This window comes from Arthrobacter sp. JCM 19049, from assembly GCF_001310435.1.
In genome coordinates this window covers 1-20,826 of the sequence record NZ_BAXF01000012.1, presented here as the reverse complement: position 1 = coordinate 20,826, position 20,826 = coordinate 1, and the positions used below count along the sequence as shown (strand labels likewise).

At 62.7% G+C, this 20,826-nt stretch carries 21 protein-coding genes and 3 pseudogenes; 6 read left to right on the top strand and 18 right to left on the bottom strand.

What is annotated here, in order from left to right:
- Window positions 1-529: aldolase/citrate lyase family protein (locus tag JCM19049_RS01610; RefSeq protein WP_279402221.1), on the bottom strand; the 529-nt coding region annotated here is incomplete at its 3' end.
- Between the two features lie 218 nt (window positions 530-747).
- Between JCM19049_RS01610 and cycA the strand changes: the two genes are divergently transcribed.
- Window positions 748-2,208, top strand: coding sequence for a D-serine/D-alanine/glycine transporter (gene cycA, locus JCM19049_RS01605; protein WP_279402220.1), 1,461 nt, complete (start codon window positions 748-750; stop codon window positions 2,206-2,208).
- A gap of 176 nt (window positions 2,209-2,384) precedes the next feature.
- On the opposite strand, the gene JCM19049_RS01600 is transcribed toward cycA, so the two are convergent.
- The 12 genes and pseudogenes from JCM19049_RS01600 to JCM19049_RS01560 form a co-directional block, all read right to left on the bottom strand.
- Window positions 2,385-2,648, bottom strand: coding sequence for a DUF4262 domain-containing protein (locus JCM19049_RS01600; protein WP_054820597.1), 264 nt, complete (start codon window positions 2,646-2,648; stop codon window positions 2,385-2,387).
- A gap of 116 nt (window positions 2,649-2,764) precedes the next feature.
- Window positions 2,765-3,265, bottom strand: coding sequence for a DUF4262 domain-containing protein (locus tag JCM19049_RS01595; protein ID WP_054820596.1), 501 nt, complete (start codon window positions 3,263-3,265; stop codon window positions 2,765-2,767).
- Window positions 3,266-3,481: 216 nt separating this feature from the next.
- A pseudogene (locus tag JCM19049_RS01590) lies at window positions 3,482-4,655 on the bottom strand (NADP-dependent malic enzyme).
- A 394-nt stretch (window positions 4,656-5,049) separates the two neighbouring features.
- Entirely contained in the window at window positions 5,050-5,613 is a 564-nt protein-coding gene (locus tag JCM19049_RS17865) for a sulfatase-like hydrolase/transferase (RefSeq protein ID WP_279402219.1), read from the bottom strand.
- Window positions 5,603-5,920 (bottom strand): hypothetical protein, encoded by a 318-nt coding sequence (locus tag JCM19049_RS17860; protein WP_279402218.1) that lies wholly within the window; start codon window positions 5,918-5,920, stop codon window positions 5,603-5,605. The genes JCM19049_RS17865 and JCM19049_RS17860 overlap by 11 nt, the downstream gene beginning before the upstream one ends.
- 148 nt (window positions 5,921-6,068) lie before the next feature.
- On the bottom strand, window positions 6,069-6,590 hold the full coding sequence (locus JCM19049_RS17855; RefSeq protein ID WP_279402217.1) for a sulfatase-like hydrolase/transferase: 522 nt from the start codon (window positions 6,588-6,590) through the stop codon (window positions 6,069-6,071).
- Window positions 6,587-7,408: an ABC transporter ATP-binding protein gene (locus JCM19049_RS01580; RefSeq protein ID WP_054820595.1), complete on the bottom strand. Its 822-nt coding sequence runs from the start codon at window positions 7,406-7,408 to the stop codon at window positions 6,587-6,589. Before JCM19049_RS01580 ends, JCM19049_RS17855 begins: the two co-directional genes overlap by 4 nt.
- On the bottom strand, window positions 7,405-8,001 hold the full coding sequence (locus tag JCM19049_RS01575; protein WP_279402216.1) for an ABC transporter permease: 597 nt from the start codon (window positions 7,999-8,001) through the stop codon (window positions 7,405-7,407). Before JCM19049_RS01575 ends, JCM19049_RS01580 begins: the two co-directional genes overlap by 4 nt.
- Before the next feature lie 13 nt (window positions 8,002-8,014).
- Window positions 8,015-8,827: an ABC transporter permease gene (locus JCM19049_RS01570; protein WP_279402215.1), complete on the bottom strand. Its 813-nt coding sequence runs from the start codon at window positions 8,825-8,827 to the stop codon at window positions 8,015-8,017.
- Between the two features lie 187 nt (window positions 8,828-9,014).
- Window positions 9,015-9,605 (bottom strand): ABC transporter substrate-binding protein, encoded by a 591-nt coding sequence (locus JCM19049_RS17850; protein WP_279402214.1) that lies wholly within the window; start codon window positions 9,603-9,605, stop codon window positions 9,015-9,017.
- On the bottom strand, window positions 9,500-10,015 hold the full coding sequence (locus tag JCM19049_RS17845; RefSeq protein ID WP_279402213.1) for an ABC transporter substrate-binding protein: 516 nt from the start codon (window positions 10,013-10,015) through the stop codon (window positions 9,500-9,502). The genes JCM19049_RS17850 and JCM19049_RS17845 overlap by 106 nt, the downstream gene beginning before the upstream one ends.
- A gap of 181 nt (window positions 10,016-10,196) precedes the next feature.
- Complete coding sequence (locus tag JCM19049_RS01560; RefSeq protein WP_279402212.1) at window positions 10,197-11,912, bottom strand: amidohydrolase; 1,716 nt, start codon at window positions 11,910-11,912, stop codon at window positions 10,197-10,199.
- Between the two features lie 182 nt (window positions 11,913-12,094).
- Between JCM19049_RS01560 and JCM19049_RS01555 the strand changes: the two genes are divergently transcribed.
- The 4 genes and pseudogenes from JCM19049_RS01555 to JCM19049_RS01545 all read left to right on the top strand — a co-directional run bounded on the left by JCM19049_RS01555 (window position 12,095) and on the right by JCM19049_RS01545 (window position 15,544).
- Window positions 12,095-12,736 carry a TetR family transcriptional regulator gene (locus JCM19049_RS01555; protein WP_054820593.1) on the top strand — a complete coding sequence of 214 codons (642 nt, stop codon included), beginning with the start codon at window positions 12,095-12,097 and terminating at the stop codon, window positions 12,734-12,736.
- Window positions 12,636-13,696, top strand: a pseudogene (locus tag JCM19049_RS22960) (formylglycine-generating enzyme family protein). The gene JCM19049_RS01555 and the pseudogene JCM19049_RS22960 overlap by 101 nt, the downstream one beginning before the upstream one ends.
- 39 nt (window positions 13,697-13,735) lie before the next feature.
- The gene (locus JCM19049_RS01550; protein ID WP_054820592.1) at window positions 13,736-14,152 is read left to right on the top strand and encodes a helix-turn-helix domain-containing protein; all 417 of its coding nucleotides are present in this window, start codon (window positions 13,736-13,738) and stop codon (window positions 14,150-14,152) included.
- Window positions 14,153-14,296: 144 nt separating this feature from the next.
- Window positions 14,297-15,544: a PLP-dependent aminotransferase family protein gene (locus JCM19049_RS01545; protein WP_054820591.1), complete on the top strand. Its 1,248-nt coding sequence runs from the start codon at window positions 14,297-14,299 to the stop codon at window positions 15,542-15,544.
- A gap of 118 nt (window positions 15,545-15,662) precedes the next feature.
- Here JCM19049_RS01545 and JCM19049_RS01540 read toward each other — a convergent pair whose 3' ends face one another.
- The 5 genes from JCM19049_RS01540 to JCM19049_RS01530 form a co-directional block, all read right to left on the bottom strand.
- Window positions 15,663-16,448 carry an IclR family transcriptional regulator C-terminal domain-containing protein gene (locus JCM19049_RS01540; protein ID WP_306420621.1) on the bottom strand — a complete coding sequence of 262 codons (786 nt, stop codon included), beginning with the start codon at window positions 16,446-16,448 and terminating at the stop codon, window positions 15,663-15,665.
- A 257-nt stretch (window positions 16,449-16,705) separates the two neighbouring features.
- Window positions 16,706-17,020, bottom strand: coding sequence for a hypothetical protein (locus JCM19049_RS22000; protein WP_306420620.1), 315 nt, complete (start codon window positions 17,018-17,020; stop codon window positions 16,706-16,708).
- Window positions 17,017-17,187: a hypothetical protein gene (locus JCM19049_RS21995; RefSeq protein ID WP_306420619.1), complete on the bottom strand. Its 171-nt coding sequence runs from the start codon at window positions 17,185-17,187 to the stop codon at window positions 17,017-17,019. The genes JCM19049_RS22000 and JCM19049_RS21995 overlap by 4 nt, the downstream gene beginning before the upstream one ends.
- A complete protein-coding gene (locus JCM19049_RS21990; RefSeq protein ID WP_306420618.1) occupies window positions 17,148-18,311 on the bottom strand; it encodes a sugar phosphate isomerase/epimerase in 1,164 nt (387 codons plus the stop codon). Before JCM19049_RS21990 ends, JCM19049_RS21995 begins: the two co-directional genes overlap by 40 nt.
- Window positions 18,214-19,182: a shikimate dehydrogenase gene (locus tag JCM19049_RS01530; protein ID WP_279402210.1), complete on the bottom strand. Its 969-nt coding sequence runs from the start codon at window positions 19,180-19,182 to the stop codon at window positions 18,214-18,216. The genes JCM19049_RS21990 and JCM19049_RS01530 overlap by 98 nt, the downstream gene beginning before the upstream one ends.
- Window positions 19,183-19,454: 272 nt before the next feature.
- Here JCM19049_RS01530 and JCM19049_RS01525 point away from each other — a divergent pair.
- Window positions 19,455-20,794, top strand: a pseudogene (locus JCM19049_RS01525) (MFS transporter).
- The last annotated feature ends 32 nt before the right edge of the window (window positions 20,795-20,826 follow it).

The window sequence follows — 20,826 nt, the reverse complement described above, 5'->3', positions numbered from 1 at the left end:
CAACCAGCTTGCCGCGGGCGTAGGCTAACGCCAACGGAGAATCCGAGACACCTGTGTCCTTGCGGAAGTCGTTCACGCCAAAGGCCAGGCGGAAGGTGCCGGGGGCCGAGGCGATGGCGGTGGCGTTTTCGATGCCCAGCGCCGATTCGATCAGCGCCAGCACCGGGGTACCGGCACGCAGGCGCATGGCGCTGAGCGTGACCTGCTCGGGCTTCTCGGTCATGGCCAGCATGATGCCACGCAGTCCCGGCGCCTCAGAGAGGGCTGCCAGGTCATCGGCCCAGAACTCGGTGTCAATGCCGTTCACGCGCACCCAAGCGGTCATTCCCGTGGACAGGGCGTTGACCACCGCGTCGCGGGCCTCGCCCTTCTTGTCGTCGGGTACGGCGGCTTCCATATCGAAGATGACCGAGTCCGCCTCGCAGGCCAGGGCCGGCCCGAAATCCTCTGGCTTCGCGGCGTTGACCAACAACCAGGAACGGGAAAGTTTTGCGGGGAGAGCTGCTGCTCGACGATTACGGAATGCCATACCACTACCCTACTCACTACGCATCACCGGCACCCAGAACTGCCTGCGGTGTTGCGGCCGCTCACTAGGCATGTGACGCCAATTACGGTTTTCTCCAGTTAGAGAGTAACGTGTTTTCCCGGGTTCGGTGGTTTAAGGGAACGACCATCGGCTTCAGGGACGCACGATTTTGCCTTAGCACCGTGAGCACCGGGGCGGGGCCGAGGAAGGAGACGACCGTGGCTGGCGAAATCACGCAGCAGACACAGTCGCAAGACAATCAAAAGCTCGAACGGGCGTTGTCCAACCGGCACATCCAGCTAATCGCCATCGGCGGCGCCATCGGCACCGGCCTGTTCATGGGTTCGGGCAAGACCATCGCCGTCGCCGGCCCCTCGGTGATCTTCGTGTACATGATCATCGGGTTCATGCTCTTCTTCGTCATGCGGGCCATGGGCGAGATCCTGCTGAGCAACCTGGAGTACAAGACCTTCTCCGAGTTCGCCGGTGACCTGCTCGGTCCGTGGGCCGGCTTCTTTACCGGGTGGACCTACTGGTTCTGCTGGGTGGTCACCGGGATCGCCGACATGGTGGCGATCGCCCACTATGTGGCCTTCTGGTGGGGCGACCTGCCCCTGTGGATTCCGGCACTGACGTGCATCGTGCTGCTGGTGGCCCTGAACCTTCCCAGCGTGAAGAACTTCGGTGAAACCGAGTTCTGGTTTGCGCTGATCAAGATCGTGGCGATCCTGGCGCTGATCGTCACCGGGCTGGCCATGATCGTGCTCGGTTTCGAGGCCGACGGAACCCGCGCCTCGTTCTCCAACCTGTGGAACTACGGTGGACTGTTCCCCACCGGCATGATGGGCTTCATTGCCGGATTCCATATTGCCGTGTTCGCCTTTGTGGGCATTGAACTGGTGGGCACCACTGCAGCGGAAACCAAGGACCCGGAAAAGACCCTGCCGCGCGCGGTGAACTCGATCCCGCTGCGCATTATCCTGTTCTACGTCGGCTCGCTGGTCATCCTGATGTCGGTCACTCCCTGGGTCAAGTTCTCTCCCGAGGAATCCCCGTTCGTGGGCATGTTCGCGCTGGCCGGACTGGTCGGTGCCGCCGGCGTGGTGAATTTCGTCGTGCTCACCTCGGCAACCTCCAGCGCCAACTCCGGGATCTACTCGACCTCGCGCATGATCTACTCGCTGGCGGTGGACGGGGATGCGCCCAAGCGCTTTGGCAAGCTGACCAAGAACCAGGTGCCGCGCAACGCCCTGCTGTTCTCCTGCATGTTCCTGCTGGCCGGCGTCGTGCTGCTCTACACCGAGGGCTCGGTGGCCGAGGCCTTCACCCTGGTCACCACAATCTCCGCACTGTGCTTCATGTTCGTGTGGACGATGATCCTGCTCAGCTACCTGGTGTACCGCAAGCGCCGCCCGCACCTGCATGATCAGAGCAAGTTCAAGATGCCCTTTGGCATGCTGATGCCCTATGTGGTGCTGGCGTTCTTCGTGTTCATCCTGTGGACCTTGACCACCCAGCCCGACACGCTCCAGGCCCTGCTGGCCACCCCGATCTGGTTCGCCATTCTTGGGGTGTGCTACCTGAAGCTGCGCAAGAACCCGCAGCATCAGGCCCTGCGCCAGGCGCATGCCGCCAAGGTCGAGGAGGAGAACCAGGCCGCGGCACTGTACCGCGGCTAATCTCCCCGCCTCCCCTGGCGGTTCAGGGCAACCGTTGCTCAGGCGGCCTCGTTCGGTGCTTTCCGGACGGGGCCGCCGTGCTTCATCAGGTGCACCTCCAGGACCCTTGCCACCAGCATAGCGCCGGTGCACTCCCAGGGTGTACTTGCCCGCACCGGTCTTCAGGGCGAAGTACATCAGCCGCCCGTCCTTCCAATCCGCGGTGTGGCCGTGGTCGTAGTATTCGCCGCGCAGCACCTGGCGTGCCAGCCATTGAGCATGATCAATGTGTCTTCTTCGCTGATGCCCCGCACCAGGAATTCCGGCTGCCCCAGGCGGGTCAGACCCACGGTGTACCCGAACACGCGTTTGGGGTTCGGGTCCTGGATGCAGTAGACGGCGTAGCCGTTCTGGGCGATCTGCGTTGATGTGTGCTTCAACTTCGGCGGCGGACATGCCATCGCACATCATGCACATGGTCCTCACTCCTTCGATGGTGTTTGCTTCTCCGGCTTTCCCAGTGTTGACCCGGGCAAGGGTGTTCTTGGCTTGATCGCGGATTTGTGGATAACTTCCTTCATGGGGACCGCTGCCTCCAGCCGGGCAACACCCCACCGGCTTGACCGGGTTCACCGACCGCGCCGGTCGTAGGTTCATCCTCGTCCTCCAGCTCGAGGTAACCCCCGTCCTGCTCCTCGGCGGGGACAACCATGAGCACCCTGGTCCCTTCGCCGTAGCGGCACACGGCGATCGGGGCGATTTCCTCAACGTTGACGATCTCCTCGAAAGTCAACGCGAACCCGAACCAGTAGGTGATGTCATCACGTTCGAAGCGTTGGCCATGGTGGACGATGCCGTGCGCCAGGTTGCGCAGCATCTTCACCACGAACGTGGTGTCTTCCTCCCAGATCATCAGCTCCGGGTGCCCCTTGGCGCTGAGACCGATGGTGTGCCCGAAACGCGTTGTCTCGTCCGGGTTTTGGTACAGCATCACGCTGCATCCGTCGTTCTTGATGTCCTGGCTGATGTCCCGGTTCAGTTGAGCCTGGGGCGAATCAGGGGCGCAAATCGTGCACATCTGAAATCACTTCCTCAATCGGCGCGCAGCCGTTGGGCGGTTCCACGGCGGTCGTCGCGGATAGATTCCAGTGTCGTGCCGATATGCCTCGCAAACGGTGCTCGACAAATCTGTGGATAAGAAAGCGCGCTTAAAACGAAGGACGCACCCACGGTGATCCGTTGGATCGTGGGTGCGTCCTTCGTGCGGCCGTGGCCCGGCCCTACAGCATGCTGCCTACTGGGCGGATTCGGCCGCCGCGCCAACTGCCTTGGCTACCGCGGGCATGACCCGCTCGTCCAGGGCGGAGGGGATGATGTAGTCGGCTGCCAGATCCTCGCCGACCAGGTCGGCGATCGCGTGTGCGGCGGCCACCTTCATCTGTTCGGTGATCTTCGCAGCCCCGGAATCCAGTGCACCGCGGAAGATGCCCGGGAACGCCAGCACGTTGTTGATTTGGTTCGGGAAGTCGCTGCGCCCGGTAGCGACCACCGCCGCATATTTCTTGGCGTCCTGCGGCATGATCTCCGGGTTGGGGTTGGACAGTGCAAAGATGATCGCGTCCTTGTTCATTCGCGCCACGGCTTCCTCATCGAACTTCGACGAGGAAAGCCCGACGACCACATCGGCGCCATCCAGTGCCTCGGCCAATCCACCCATCACGTCCTCACGGTTGGTGATGGCCGCCAGCTCCGCCTTGGTTGCATTCAGGTCATCCCGCTCACGGTGGATGGTGCCGCGTGAATCCAGGACGATCACGTCCCCCACACCGGCCTGCAGCAGCAGCTTCGTTACCGCCACGCCGGCCGAGCCGGCACCGGAGATGACGACCTTCAGCGCGGAGAGGTCGCGCTGTGTGTAGCGGGCCGCGCCGATCAGGCCGCCAACACCACCACTGCGGTACCATGCTGGTCATCGTGCATCACCGGGATGTCCAGGGCTTCAATCAGCCGGCGTTCGATTTCAAAGCAGCGGGGCGCGGAAATGTCCTCCAGGTTCACGGCACCAAAGCTGGGACGAAGACGGATGATGGTGTCCACAATTTCGTCCACGTCGGTGGTTTCAAGAACCAGTGGAATCGAGTTCAGTCCGGCAAATTCCTTGAACAGCGCGCATTTGCCCTCCATGACCGGCAGTGACGCGGCGGCCCGATGTTCCCCAGGCCCAGGACAGCAGTGCCGTCGGAAACCACGGCCACCAGGCGGGAGGCCCAGGTGTGCGAATCATGCTTGGCCGGGTCGTCAGCGATGGCCTGGGAAACCTTGGCCACGCCCGGGGTGTAGGCGATCGACAGATCGCGCTTGCTGCGCAGGGGCATCTGGGAGATGACGCTCAGCTTGCCACCCTCATGGGCTTCGAAAACTTCGGCGTCGGTGATCTTGGACAGGTCTTGGGTGGAGTCAACAGACATTGGACTTCTTCTTCCTTCAGAAAGTGCTGAAAACGGCATAACGCATTGCCCACGAAACTTGTGGCATAGCGCAGGAACGCGCAAAACCAAGCATCCGGCCACGTTCAGGTAAAGCGAGCACGCATCAGGCTCGAACTTCACGTCACAAACGCACGAAACAACAACGCCGTTGCCAGGTAAGGCATCTCGTCACGTCATTGCGTGCCGCAATGATGGTTGGTCAGTACTTTCTTTAGACCTTGGTTTCCACCATACGGGAACCGTTCATCGCGTGACAACTCCCGCTCGTCGCATATGCGTCATAAATTCCCCAGCCGTCCTACCTCGTTCTCGCTCCATTAGGCGGCTGCTGTGGGACGCGACCGTGCTGTTGCCAGGTTGACCAATTGTTCGCTCAAGGCGGTCTGCAGGCGATGGGCCAGTTGAGTCCCCTCCACGGTGCCGGCGAGGTTCTGCAGTTCATCAGGTCCGATCGATGGTCGTAGAGTTCGCTGATTGGCGTTCCCATGTACCGGGTCAGACGGCCCTCGCTCGTGATTACAGTTCGCATGCGCACCGGGGCGGGAAGTCCGTCGAGGGAGAACGGCTGGTCCTCCTCGATGAGCAGTGCTTCTGCTCCGGTTCCCAGCGCAAGGTTCCCGTGACCGTCGACCAGGCTGCGGCCCTGGATACCGCGAAATGCCGGCACGCCAGCCAAGTCGAGCATGGTCGGTGCGAAGTCAGCACTGGAAACCAGTTCGCTGCTCCGGCGTTGATCGTCTTGCCCGGGAACGCGGATGATTAGGGGAACACGCGTCACCGCCCGATAGTGGGAGAAGTGCTTGAGCATCAAGCCATGGTCCCCAAAGAGGTCCCCGTGGTCCGCGGTGAACACAACAATGGTGTCCTCCGCCTGACCGGTCTCCTGCAGTGTCTCCAGCACCTTGCCGATCTGCTCATCCATGAACTCAATCAGCATACTGTGCGGCCGCGGCGGCCCGATACTGGTCTTCGGTCACGGCGAAAGTCATGGTCGGATCGCTGTTCGGCGTTCCGCGTTGTTGATGCATGCGACGAATGTGTTCGGGGGACCGGGCATGATCCTGGTCGAACCCCACCGGGAGTGTCAAGTTCTTCGGGTCGTACCGGCGCGCGTACTCACGTGGCGGCGCGAATGGGTGGTGTGGGTCCGGGAACGAAACGAACATGAAGAACGGTTCGTCGTCGCGTGCGGCGGCCCGCACGCGTTCCACCGCCTTCTCGCCAATGTAGCTGGTGGGATGCACCTCGGCGGGAATCGCGGAGGTATAGACCTGTTCCCAGCTGGCCAGAACATCGGACCCCGCTGCCGGGCCCCCCAGTTCCCGTGGCTCGACTCCCTTTCCACGAGCCAATGCAGCCAATGCCCGCCGGGGGCGTCTCCGTGACCGATGATCAGTCTACGTCCTGGTAGCCGTAATAGTCATCGGGCATCGCGACGTATCCGGCTTCATGTCGTGCACGGTTCTCCCATTGGTCCCAACCGGGTTCACGCCGTGCGACGACGGCATCGGGCAGTTCGGGATCGAGAAGTCCCGGTGCGCTTTCCAGGATTTGCTGCCGCTGTTCCGGTTCGAAGTCCCATCCCATGTTTTGGTGATGGAGTTTTCCCACAGCGCTCGTGCGGTAGCCGCAGCGGGAAAGCTGGCGCACGAAGGTGGAGGCATCAGGATTCACTGGAATCCCGTTGTACTGTGTGCCATGCCCGCTAGGCCAGCGGCCCGTGAGTAGGCTGGCCCGGTTCGGCATGCAGGTGGGGTTCGCGACATGCGCGGAGTCGTAAACGGTTGAAGACGCCGCCAACCGGTCCAAGTTCGGTGTGCGCACCTCGGTGTTGCCGTAGGCTCCCAGGTGATCCGCCCGCAGCTGGTCCGCAATAAACACCAGAATGTTGGGGGACTTGCTCTTTGGGCTCATACCTGGGCCTCCCGGATCAGGGAGAGCACCTTGGTGCGCTGCTCAGAGAATTCGGGCAAGGCGCGGGTGGTGATCTGGTTACGGGACCGCGGAAGATCCACGTCCATGACTTCCAAGACGGTGGCGGGCTTATGCCCGATCGCGACAATTCGGTCGGAGAGGTAGACCGCTTCATCGATGTCGTGCGTTACCAGCAAGATCGTCATCCCCAATTCATCACGAATCTTGAGGCAGAGGTCCTCCAGCTCAAAACGGGTTTGTGCATCAACGGAGGCGAAGGGTTCGTCCATGATGAGGATCTCGGGGCGGTAGGCCAAGGCCCGGGCGATCGCCACACGCTGCTGCATGCCGCCCGAGAGCTGCCAGGGATAGCGCTTTGCGGCGTGGCTCAAACCGACTTCGGCGAGGGCCGCTTCCACTCGGGCGCTGACCTCCGTCGCGGGAAGGCGCAGGTGCCGAAGGGGTAGGCGCAAGTTTTTCTCGACCGTCAGCCACGGCATCAGCGAGCGCGAGTAGTCCTGGAACACCAACGCCATTTCCGCTGGCGGGCCACTGACCACCTTGCCGTCAATCTTCATGCTGCCGCCGCTGCAGGAATGCAGCCCGGCAAGGCACTTCAGCAACGTCGTTTTGCCAACCCCGGAAGGGCCAACGATGCACACCATTTCCCCGGCGTTGACGCTGAACGACAGGTTTTCGATGACCTCGACCGATTTTGGACCCGTGCCGTAGGTTTTGGCTAGTGCCTCGACTTGCAGTCGCGGCACCCGTGTCGTGGGCTCGGTGTGCTGAGTCGGGTTGTCAATCGTGGAGTTCACTGTACTTTCTCCAGTTTCTTGGATCCGATGTACCAGGACAAGGCCCGGTTCTTGAAGATGTCAAAGACCATATTGCTGGCGAAGCCGATGAAACCCAGCAAGAGAATCCCGGCCCACATGTCCGCAGCCATGAAGGTCTGTTGGGCCAACAGCGTCATGGCACCGATCCCCTGTGCAGTGCCCATCATCTCCGAGGCGATCATGACGATGAACGCCACCAACAAACTGACCTGCATGCCCGCTGCAATCTGCGGTCCGGCGGAGGGAAGATACACGGACATGAGCCGGTCGCGGCGGGACAGCTGGTACACGGTGCACACATCCTTCAAGGAAGAATCCACCGCTTTGATGCCATCCATGGTGGCGATCATGGTGGGAAAGACCGCGGCGATCACGATGGAAGCAATACGCATCTCGTCACCAAAACCGACCAAGGTGATTAGAATCGGCACCAGCGCCACCGGCGGAATCCCGCGCAACAGGTGCAGGCTGGGTTCGAACATGGCCCGCAACAACGGGACCGTAGCCAGGACGAACCCGATCAATACACCGAGCACTACCGCGATAAGGAACCCCAGAACGAGATTTTTCATACTCGGCAGAATGTCACTGACAAAGTGTTCGAATAACCATAGATCGGCGAAGCGGGAAAGAATTTGCCGCAGGGGTGGGAAGAAGGCATTGGTCGATGAGTTGGAAGCTCCGAACCAGGCAGCGATCAAAACAATCGGAGTCAGTACCGCCAACGTGAGGTTGAGAAGATGCCGTTTCACTTTGCTTCCTCCTGAAGGCCGGATGCCAGTGCAGAACCTTGCGTTCAATCAAGACGGCCCCATTCTGGGCAAGCAACCCGAGCACACCCAGCACCAACACCAGTGCGTACACCCGAGGAAAGTCCCCTGCCGCCTGGGCGCCATAAATGCTGCTGCCCAATCCTGGAGCACCGCCAAGGAGCCCGGCGACCACAACGATAATGAGCGCCGAGGGGGCGCCGATGCGAACGGAGGTGCCGATATAAGGGGACGCCGAGGGCAACGTGATGCGCCACAGGCGTTCGGCGGGTCCCATGCCGAAGGATCGTGCAGTGTTGGTTGCGACCGGGTCGGTGTCGTTGACGCCCGCGATGACCTGAATTGTGGTGGACAGGACCGTTCCGATGAGCACCAGTACCAACGCCATCTGGCTGGTCGGCCCCCAGATCATGACGCAAAGTGGCAAGACGACGATCGGCGGGATTGGTTTGAGAAATTCTACGACTGCCAGGGTCGCGTAGCGCACCGTGCTCAGGGAGCCGATAAGCAGCCCCAGGATGACTCCGGCGACTATCGAAAGTACAAGTCCGAGCAGGGCAAGCCAGATCGTGATGGCCGTTTCACTCCAGAATTCGGAGCTGGCAAGCAGTTGGGTCAGTTCCCCCAACGTCGCGCTGACGGTGGGTAGTCCCGTACCGAAGATTCCCGCGGCGGCTGTTGCCTGCCATAGCCCGAGGAGCAGCAGTGCTCCCAGTGCGCCAAGTGCAGCTTTCGTTGCCGGAGCTTCCAGGGTATTTGCTGTCCTTGCGGTCGTCCGGCGCGCGGGGGTTGCCCTCCGGCCGCTCATCCGCGGGCTAGTTTGCACTGAAGATGACGGAGTCATCAAGATCCACTCCCTTCGGAAGGTAACCGAGCTGCACCAGCTGTTCATCCACGTGGGTCAGGTCATCAAGGGCAACTTCGGATGGCCAGTAGTTATCCGCCCCGGTGCTGATGGTTTGCTCATCGATCCCGGTGATCTTGGCGGCCTTCTTCTCCATTTCCTCCTGGTGTTCATTGGCATAGGCGTTGGCCTTCACGATGGCACGTTGGAAACCGGCCATGGCTTCGGGGTTCTGCTCCACCTTTTCGCCGCCGGCAACCCATAGGCCCACGGCGCCGGGCCCGAAGAATTCCAGTCCTGGGCTCCCGAGCAGATCCATGCCCTCGGCCCCGGCATTTGTAGAGAACGGGGCAACGAGGCCGGCGGCATCTACCCGTGATTGCTGCAACGACTGCAGCGAGCTGGCGGGGTCGAGCACCATCCAGTTGATCTTTGAAGGATCTCCACCGTCCTTGCTCACCATGTTGGCGATGGTGACTTCCAGCTGGGCCTTTCGAGCTGGCACTGCCACCTTCCTGCCTTCCAGATCCTTGGCTCGGCTGATCCCGCTGTTGGGGCGCACGAAGAGGCCCGTGTCATCGACTTGGCCGGTGCCTCATCCTTCAGGGCTGCGGCGTCGTAACCGTCAGCGGGACCGACCACCTTGAGATCCACGGATTGGGACATTGCGTTGATCAGCGGGATGGAAGGGGTATATGCCAGGTCCAGCTGACCGGATTGGGCTGCGGCGATGCCCGCTGGCGGGTTTGCGACGACGGTGGTCTTCACTTCGAGGCCCTCGTCGGCAAAGTAGCCCTTCTCAATGGCGGTGTTGATCGCAGCGTCGGAGGCAATGCCTATGGTGCCGACGTTCAGCGTAATGTTCCCGTCCGCGTTCGGCTCGGCTGCCGCCTGATCCTGAGAGGAACATGCGGTGAGGCTGGCCCCCAAGGCCAGTGAGGTAACAACAGCTGCAAGTGTTTTCGTTTTCATGGAGGTACCTATCGGGTGAGAAATCAGTGGTGTAAATGGTGCGCAGTTGGCTCGCGCCCTGATCGGGAAAATGGTTCGGACCCACAAGCGGCTCTGCGCCTGAACCGTGACGGTGGCAATCTTTTGCGAGGTCCCGGTGGCGTTGCTAGCAGTTGCCTGATACGACCGGGGTTCCCGGCCTTCAGCCCCGTTCGTAGACGACGTTCCCGCCCACGATGGTGTAGCTGGTGGGGTTATTCAGCAGCTCTTCCACCCGGGCACTGAGCGGGTCTCGCAAAATGCACAGGTCGGCTAGATATCCCTCACGGATCCAGCCCTTGTCCTGCTCAGCGTGGTCTTGCCAGGCTGGAGTTTGGGTCATCATCGCCAAGGCTTGGGCCTGGGTGAGCCGTTCCGGCTCCCCGTCTCCCGGTCCCGCGCTGGTGTTGCGGGTAACTGCGGCAATAACGCTCTGGCGCCAGTCGGGGCTGGTCACCGGTGAGTCGGAAGCCAATGAAACACCGACTCCCCGTTCTGCCGCTGTGGCCAGGGGCTGCTGCGCTTCGAAGCGTTGCTGTCCGAGGAGCCTTTGCATCAGCGCTCCAGCTTCCGAGCGGATCGAGGGATTGGTGCTGTAACCGATACCGGCTCGGGCCATGCGTTGCAAAACGGAGTTGTCAGCGAATGCTCCATGTATGACGTAGTGCCGATTGTTTTTGGCCCCGCGCGGATCCGGTAGTGACTCGACGGCCTCGATAAACGCCTCGGTGGCCGCGTCTCCGGTGGCATGGACACCGGCCTGCAAACCTGCGGCGTCGATTTGTGCAAGAATCGCACGAAACTGGTCGACGCGATCTTCGTCGCTCGTTCCCTCAAGCACTAATGCGCCGTGCCCGTGGCTGCAGGGGAGCTGATACTCGTCATGGAACCAAGCTGTGCCTGAGCGTGGGATGCCGTCAGCGAAAACCTTGACCCCTGCGATACGGAGGCGCAAGGGGTCAACATCTTCGGCCAGGGCGGGTAGAGCGCTCTCAAGCCCCTCGCGCACCGACTGCGCCGACTCACCGCCGGTGCCAGCAAAGAGCAGCAGGCAATTCACCCGCAAGCTCAGCAGGCCATCCCGTGCGAGCTCCGTCAGGATCTGCAACGATGGCGTGTCACAGCTGGCAGCCATGAGAGTTCGACCTCCGGGCCCCAGTCCGGGATCCGTCAGTGAAGTGACGCCCAGCATATGCAGTTCGTCTTGGAACCGCAGGAACGCTTGGCGCAGTTGGTCTTCGGCAAATGGCGGCAGGGAATCGTTGACCAGGCGCATGGCTGCGTCTGCGAATCGGCCATTGACGCTGCCGTCGTGGTTTCGACCCACTACTCCCCCAGGCACGTCCGGAACTTTTTCTCCCAGATCCATGCGACGGAGCGCTTCATCGTTCACCATCACCTGGTGGCCGGAGGCATCGAAGGCAACTACCGGTGTATCAGGCCGAGCCGTGGCCAGGTTCTCGCTGCCATCGGTTCCCAGCACCGCTTCATCCCATCCGGCAGCGCGTACCCAGCCGCCGGGGTCGGGGGAAGCTGCCTCAATGCGGTCAACGACTTCTTGCCAGGACTGCGCATCCTTGAGCTGAAGGTGCGCGTATCGGGTCATCGCACTGGCGGCAAAATGCAGGTGACCATCATTGATGCCGGGCAAGATTACCCCACCCTGTGCATCGATGATCCTCGTCGATCCATCGGCCAGCTGCAGCAATTCTTCACCACCGATGGCGGTGATTCGGCCATCGCTCATCGCAACCGCGCTCGGCCTTCCGGCCACCTCCGTAGCGTTTGCCCCGGAGTCAAGACCGAGCTCAGGTACAACTCCTCCGTGCACGATCAACTGTGCCGCCATGCCGTCGCCTCCCTCGTCATTCTCGCCCACGGATTGTGATCCGCCTTACAACTTCCAGTAGTATGTCAAATGACTTAGTCACTTGACCAGCTTTTGCTGGAAAATGTTAAAAATCAGTGCTTCATCGGCTGATGAACAGCGAGAAACAGTGCTTGGGTTAGGGTCATATCAGGCGTGGATCTTTCCCGGCCGGGCAATGAAAGGAATGAAGTATGGCGCGAGTTTCGGTCGAAGAGCGTAGCCGTCAGTTCATCGAAGCTGCTGCCCGCGTCATCGCAGCTGAGGGAATGGCAGCGGCAACGACCCGTCGAATAGCCGCTGAAGCAGGCGCCCCACTCGCTGCCCTGCATTACTGTTTCCGGAACAAGGATGAACTACTCAACGAGGTCTACAACTACCTAAGCCGGGACTACGCGCGCGAGCTTGACCCGATGCCCGGTCCCACGAGTCTGGATGACGCGGTTGAACGACACATCCGGCGTATCTGGCGGCGCATGCTATCCGCCCCGCACGAGCAGGTCACGACCTTTGAACTGCTCCTGCGTTCGACCCGGCTCGTGGATGAACAGGAAATTGCCGCGGCAAGGACGATCAATCGTTCCATGTATGGCGCATGGATCGCCTCCACCAGCGCGATCTTCCGCAGTGCCGCTGAAGCAATGGGCGAAGCTGCCCATATCGATTTTGATACCGTCTCGCGGATGGTGATCGCAGGGATCGACGGCATCAGTCTGCAGCATCTTTCGGACCCGGATGAGGAACGCACCGATCGGCTCATCGACGCGCTCTGCGATTCAGTCAAGCATTTGCTGCACCTGCAAATCGACACCCCGCGTACCGAGCCCGCCCCATGATCATGAGCTGTTGTCACCCGAGTCCCAGAGCAACTGGGTCACCGTCAGGACCCCAGCCGTTGGCTCATCGTCCGGTTCGGTGCTCGTAAACGGTCGCTCACCTGGACTGCATGCGCTAGCTCAGGTTCATCTGCCCTCCGGCAGCTTCGAGATGGGCGACCATTTTGCTGAAGGTTATCCAGCCGACGGTGAGTTGCCACTACACCGGGTTCAGGTTTCTGGATTTTCCATGGACGCCACCCTGGTCACCAATGAGCAATTTGCTTGTTTTACCGAAGCCACCGGTTACCTAACGGAATCTGAGCGGCTCGGATACTCAGCAGTCTTTCGCGGATATCTCAGCGCACCGAGCTCCGATGTCATCGGATCCGCAACTGGGACATCGTGGTGGCTCGGGGTTCGCGGAGCGAACTGGCGCCATCCCACCGGCCGCGACTCTTCCTGGCAGGACCTCGCGGATCATCCGGTCGTCCAGGTTTCATGGAATGACGCGATGGCCTACTGCCGCTGGGCTGGACGAGCGCTGCCCAGCGAGGCCCAGTGGGAATACGCCGCGCGTGGGTTGGTCGAGGGACAGCGCTACGCGTGGGGCAACGAATTGATGCCGGGAGGTCGGCATCAATGCAACATCTGGCAGGGAACTTCCCCCAGCGCAATTCCGCCGAGGACGGCTACACAGGCACTTCTCCGGTCAAAAGCTATCCACCCAACCCCGTAGGACTTTTCGACGTTGCCGGGAACGCATGGGAATGGTGCCGCGATTGGTTCCTCCCCAAGTACTATCGCAATAGCCCGCTCAAGGACCCGACCGGCCCCACGATCGGAGATGGGAGGGTTCTTCGCGGCGGCTCCCACCTCTGCCACGATTCCTACTGCAACCGCTACCGCGTGTCGGCGCGCAGTCATAATTCGCCCGACTCTGCCAGCAGCAATACCGGTTTTCGTACCGTCAACAAGTGAAGCAGTGCAACGCACCGGCAACTGGGGCAAGATGGAAGTATGGCTTCCCCCACCGCTGCATTAAGTAAGGTACGCACCTTCGACGCGCTAGAAGATGAACAGGCCAAGAAGCTGGCCCGCGCCCTGGCTGAGGCACAAGACACGACGGTCTTCGTCAACGGAACGGCCCTGCAGCTGCCAGCCGCCGCACAACAGGTCCTGTTGGAGGCGCTGCGCCGGCTTTCGGAAGGAGAGGCGGTCAGCATCGGTACCCCCGAGCGGCTGCTCAATACCTCGCAGGCCGCGCAGATGGCCGGCATCTCCAACAGCTATCTTCGCAAGCTGACCGATTCGGGCATCATTCCCGTTGAGTATCGGGGGACGCACCGCCGGATCCGCCCGGCCAGCATTGAGGCCTGGCTGGCCAGCCGCGAACAACCCCCGACCGGTCAGCAGGATGACAAAAGCCAGAATTGACGCCAACTAGTGCCAAGCGTCCGTTTTCCTGTCAGAATACTTAAGTAGTTCATCGGAAAACTTCGGCAGTGTCGCCTCCCACCGGGTTCCTCGCGCGGCTTCCCGGACGCCACCGCCGACACGCCACTCTAGTTGAGGAGCACCATGTCGGTCTCACCCGCCAACGAGTCCATCATCGCCCAGCACGAAACCCTGTTCTCCGAACGCGCCGCCGGCATTAAACAGTCGGCCGTCCGCGACGTTTTCGAGCTGTCATTGGACCCCTCACTCGTTTCCCTTGCCGGAGGCAACCCCTACCTGCAGTCCCTTCCGCTGGCGAAGCTGGGCGAGATCTCCCGGCGCATCATCGTTGAGCAGGGGCCGGTGGCCCTGCAATACGGTTCGGGCCTGGGCACCGAGGAGCTACGCGGCCAGATTTTGGAGGTCATGGCGGCCGAAGGCATCGACAACGTCGACTTCGATGACGTGGTGGTGACCAACGGTTCCCAGTCGGCCCAGGACATGGCCTGCAAGGTCTTCTGCGATCCCGGCGACACCGTGCTTTGCGAGGACCCGACCTATGTCGGGGCCCTGAACACCTTTGAGGCCTACCAGGTCAAGGCAGCCCCGGTGCTGACCGACGAGGACGGAATTGTCCCCGAAGCCCTGGAACGTCGCATCGAGGAATTACGCGCTGCCGGGGAACGGGTGAAGTTCCTGTACACCATCCCGAACTTCAACAATCCCTCGGGGATCACCCTGGCCGCCGAACGGCGCCAACGCGTCGTTGACATCTGCCGCGCCGCCGGAGTGCTGGTGCTGGAGGACAACCCGTACGGCATGCTGCGTTACGAGGGCGAGCCCGCCCCCACGCTGCGCAGCCTGGATCCGCAGAACGTCATCTACATGGGCTCGTTTTCCAAGATCCTCTCCCCCGGCCTGCGCATTGGCTGGGCCGCGGTTCCCACGCACCTGTTCCGGCGCTTCTACCTGGCCGGGGAGGCGGTGGCGCTGTGCCCACCGACGCTGAATCAGATGATCATCAGCGACTACCTGAAGGAACACGACTGGCGGGGCCAGATCGATGACTACCGCCAGCTGTATGCGGCACGCCGTGATGCCATGCTCAGCGCACTGGAGCAGTACCTGCCCGAGGGTATCAGCTACACCCGCCCGGAAGGCGGGTTCTTCATCTGGCTGACCCTGCCGCAGGGCATCGACACCTACCAACTGTTGCAGGAGGGCGTGAAGTCCGGGGTTATCTTCATCCCCGGTGCCGCCTTCAGCCCGGGAGAAGAGTCCAGCAACAAACTGCGCCTGGCATTTTGCGCGGTGGACGAGCCGACCATCACCGAGGGCGTGAAGCGCCTTTCGGCCCTGCTTGAACAGGAGATTGCGGCGCTTTCCGCCTAGCCGCCCAGCCGTGGACGAGCAGGGCGCATTGCCGTTGCACCGCTCGTCCACGGCCCGCTGTCCGGCCCGGCCGCCGCTCTGCGGTCTGCGGTCTCCTGGCCAAGGAGGGTTGCCGCAGCTAGTTCGCGGCGATCCGCCCGCCGAAGTCATCAGCAATGTCCCGGGCGGTCTGCAGCATCAGGGGAATCATCTGCTCGGTAATGGAATCCGAGCCAACCCGCCCGGGCTGCACGGAGACGTTCAGGGCCCCGAGCAGCTGCTGGCCGCGATACACCGGAACCGCCAGGCCGCGCAACCCCTCGTCCAGCTCCTGGGCGACCATCGACCACCCCTGGTCCGCCACCAGTTCCAGCTCCTCGCGCAGCTCATCGATGCTCGCCACGGTTTTGGAGGTGTAATGGGTCAACTCAATCCGCGACAGGAACCGTTCCCGCTCATCGTGCGGCAGCCCCGCCATCAGTACCCGGCCCATGGAGGTGACCCAGGCGGGCATCCGGTTGCCGATGGCGGTGTTCAGCGAGTGCAGGCGCGGGGAAAGCACCCGCTCGACGTAAAGGATGTCCTGCCCGTCCAGCACGCACAGCGAGGTGGTTTCCTCCAGCTCGCGGGCCAGGCGCTGCAGGTGCGGGGCCGCGACCTGCGGCAGCGTCAGCCCGGAGAGGTAGGAGGCCCCGATGTCCAGCACCCTGGGGGTTTGGCGGAACGCGTTGCCCACACTTTCCAGGTAGCCCAAATCCACAAGGGTCAGCAGGAAGCGCCGGGCGGTGGCCCGGGTGACGTCGGTGGTCGCGGCCACCTGGGACACCGTCAGGGGGTCGCTTCGCGCGGAGAAGGCCAGCAGCACCGCCAGGGTCTTCTCGGCCGACTTCACGTAGTAGTCCGGTTGTTCGGCCACGCGCAGCATCCCCGCTTCCACTTTGTCGCTGGTTATCGACCGGTGAGGCGGTTCCTTTCGAACTGCGCCGCCAGCCGGATCGGGCGTTCGGCGCCCCGTACCCATCGTAGCCGTCACGGCGTTCCACGACTTCGAAGAACAGATTGCCCACGGTGGCGGTGTAGAAGTGCAGGAACACGCCGTGCTCGTCCCGGTCGAAGAGCAGATTCAGTTCGCGCAGCGTCTGCAGCTGCTCTTCGGACAGCTCGAAGCGGGAAGCCAGGTCTTCATAGTAGTTTGCCGGCACGGGCAGGAACTCCATGCCGGCCTGCACCGCCCGACGCGCCAGCGCGATGATGTCGGTGGTGGCCACCGCGATGTGCTCCGGGTATTCGTGGTTGCGCTCGATGGTCGCCTCCAGGCCCTGGGGCACGATGTTCAGGGCCAGGGCGCACCGCGGCGTCGGGGGTGCGCAGCACCTGGGAACGCACCAGCCCCATGGGGCTGGGGACCTCGGTTCCGGCGATGGCCTGCAGGTTCAAAGTGCTGGTGTAGAACAGCACGGATTCATCGAATGCCTGCCAGGGCTGGGCGAGGTTCACGTGTCAATTCCGGTGATCGGCCCGGCCGGGGTGGCCGGGGCGCCAACCCCGAATTCCGCCTCCCAGGCGGCGGTGGCCTGGGGGCTGGAGAAGAAGACCTCGGTGTCATCCGGGGCGAAGAACCCGGTCAGCTCCTGTTCGTCACTGGTGTGGTGGCGCGGGACCACCGGGGCCAGCAGTGCTCGGGCGCGCTCGGTACTCGGCCGTGCGTCGGGCACCTGGATCCCGAAGCCCGAGACCTGGGCGGTGACCCCGCGGCTGCGCTGGGTGTTGATGATGATGCGCGCGTTGCCGGCCTTCCACAGCTGGACCGGCTTGCGCCGGTGCTGGCCGTGGAAGCTGAAGCCAGTTGGGCCAGCATCCCGGCGACCAGTTCAGGGTCCTCGGTGCGGATCTCGGCGTAGTCGAACCCTTCCGGCGCCTGCGCCTCGGGCAGGGCGCGCAGCTGCAACGGGTAGCCGTTGGCTTCGCGGCCCATCAGTTCCATGGTGCGGTCCTGCAGCCAGATCAGTGAGCGCAACCCGTCCACGGCGGTGCGCACGACATTGGATTGGCGGAAGACGTCATTGAAGATTTCCAACGACACGATCCCGTCATAGCCCGAGCGCACCAGCTGGGCCATGAACTGATCCAGCTGGAAGCCGCCTTCGCCCGGGAACACCCGGTAGTGGCGGGACCAGGAGAGCACATCCAGTTTCATGGCCGGGGCATCGGCCAACTGGACAAAGAAGATCTTCTCCCCCGGGATCCGGGCAATGTCCGCCGGGTCATCCCCGCGGGAGAGGATGTGAAAGGAGTCCAGGCAGATCCCCACGTTTGGCCGGTCCACCAGCTGGGCGATGCGCCAGGAGTGCTGGTAGGTGTTCACGTACTTGCCCCAGGCCAGCGCCTCGTAGGCAATGCGCACCTGGTAGCGCTCTGCCAGGTCGGCCAACTGGCGGATCTGGTCGGCAAACAATTCGTCATCGTTAATGGTGGCGGTGGCGACATTGGAGCAGAGCAGGATCAGATCCATGCCCAGGCGCTGCATCAGCTTGAACTTTTCCTCGGCCCGGCGCAGGTTGGCCGCCAGCGTGGCCGGGTCCACCCCTTCAAAGTCGCGGAACGGCTGGAACAAGTCCAGGCTCAGTCCCAGGCGCTGGGCCAGGGCGCGGACCTCCCCCGGGGACTTGGGGCTGACGGTCAGGTCCTGTTCAAAGATCTCGATGCCGTCGAACCCGGCCTTGGCGCAGGCGAGCATCTTTTCCTCCAGGGTGCCGGAGAGGCAGACGGTGGCGATGGAGGTGCGCATCAGAGTCCGGCTCCAGCATCTGCAGCAGGTGTTCACGCATCCGGACGGCATCGGGGCGGATTCCGGTGATGATCTCGAACGCGTCCACGGCCTGACCCACCGCCATGTTGCCGCCATCGAGCACCCGGCAGCCGCGTTCCCGCGCGGTGGTGATCAGTTCGGTGTCCACCGGACGGTAGACGCAGTCCCCCACCCAGTGGCGGGGTTCGAGGTTTGTCAGTTCCAGCGGCAGGCCCGGATGATGGTGCATGCCAATCGGGCTGGCGTTCAGCAGCCCGTCCACCTGCGCCAGCAGCTGCGGAGCCTGCTGGGGTGTGGCGGTGCTGATCTGCCGGTTAGGGAAATTCTGGCTCAACGCGGCCGCACGTTGCCGGGCGCGCTGCTCCTCCGGGTCAACGAGGATCAGGTGGCGCACCCCGGAATCCAGCAGTGCGTAGGCAACGGCCGCCCCGGCACCGCCAGCCCCCAGCTGCAGCACGGTCTCCAGCGGCACCTGCGGAAGCCCGGTGGCCAGTGCCCAGCCGAACCCGGAGGCGTCCGTGTTGTGCCCGTGGAACTTCCCGTCCCGGATCACCACGGTGTTCACGGCCCCGATGCTAGCCGCGTTCGGGCTGATCTCATCCAGGTGTTCCATCACCAGCTGCTTGCAGGGGTGGGTGATGTTGAAGGCGTTGTAGCCCAGCTCCGCGGCGGCGCGCAGCAACTGCCCCACGTCCTGGGCGGGGCGATGGATTTCGGTCAGGTCAATGGGCCGGTAAAGATAGCGCAGCCGGTGCTGATCGGCTTCGCGTTCATGCAGCGGCGGGGTCAGCGAGGGCATGACGCCGTCGCCGATCAGACCGACCAGATAGGACTGTGCTGTGGTGCTCACCGGGTGCTCCCCATTCGCGTTCTTCGACCTTCGCCGGAACCGCCGGATGGGGCGGGTCAGTTGCTGCTGGCCCTGCCTCCATCTTCAGACAGCGTCCGGTGGCGTGGCAATCGCTGGTGCCGGACCGCGATGCGGACGTTGCGGCGAAGGGGATTGTCTCGATTGTGATTTAGCTCTACTCTATATCCATGTACGTTTTACGCACAAGTGTACGCATAGCGCACAAGCGGAGAATTTCAGTAGGACCCAGGACCTGATTCGAGGAGATCTTGATGTCACACATCCACCAGGGGGCGGACGCCAGCAATCCGCCGGTCCCCCAGCGCACGCCGGTCAAGGCGGCATTGGCCAGCTTCATGGGAAGCGCCGTCGAATACTATGACTTCTTCATCTTCGGATCCGCCGCGGCCCTAATCTTCCCGCACATCTTCTTCCCCGACGCGGACACCAATGCCGCGGTGATGTCCCTGGCGACCTTCGGCTTCGCTACATCGCCCGACCCATTGGTGCGGTGATCCTCGGACACTTCGGGGACCGGATTGGCCGGCAAAAGGTCTTGATGTTCACCCTGGTGATGATGGGCGCGGCCACCTTCGCCATCGGCTGCCTGCCGACCTTCGACCAGGTGGGTTGGCTGGCGCCGATCCTGCTGGTGCTGGCCCGGCTGCTGCAGGGGCTTTCCGCCGCGGGCGAGCAGGCCGGGGCCTCCTCACTGAGCCTGGAACACGCCCCGGATCACCGCCGCAGCTTCTTTACCTCCTGGACGCTGACCGGCACCCAGGGCGGGCAGATCCTGGCCGCCCTGGTGTTCATTCCCGTGGTGGCCCTGCCCGATGAGATCAAGTTCGGCATCGGCTGGCGCATCCCGTTCTGGCTTTCGGCCGTGGTGGTCATCGTGACCTACTTCATCCGCCGCTCCCTGCACGAGACCCCGGAGTTCGAGGCCGCGAAGAAGAACAATGAAATCGCCAAGCTGCCGCTGGGCGTACTGCTGCGCTTCCACTGGCGGGACGTGCTGCGGGTGATCCTGTGCGCGTTCATCGCCGCCGTCTCCACCGTCTACGGCACCCTGGCGATCTCCTACGGCAAGACCATCGGCCACCTGGATGAGTCGATCACCCTGTGGCTGGTGGTCGTGGGCAACATCGGTGCGCTGTTCACTCAGCCGCTCTTTGGCATGCTGGCCGACAAGATCGGACGCAAGCCGGTGTACATCTACGGCGCGCTGGGTTCGGCCGCCTTCATGCCCTTCTACATCCGTTCCATGGAAAGCGGCAACACGCTGCTGCAGTTCGCGTTGTCCCTGCTGGTCTTCTCCTGCGCCTACGCGGCCGCCAATGCGGTATGGCCCAGCTTCTATGCGGAGATGTTCTCCTCCCAGGTGCGCTTCTCCGGCCTGGCGATCGGCACCCAGCTCGGATTCCTGATGGCCGGCTTCGCCCCCTCGATCGTTGCGGCGATGGGTGGACTGGAGCCCGGGGGCTGGGTGCAGATCAGCCTGTTCACCGCCGCGGTCGCCCTGGTGGCCAGCATCTCGGCGCTGACCGCCCGGGAAACCTTCCGGGTGCCCACCCATCAGCTGGGACACCGGGTGCAGAAGGTCGCCGGCTAGGGTGGTTGGGCCGCGGCGCTAGTGCGCGGTCC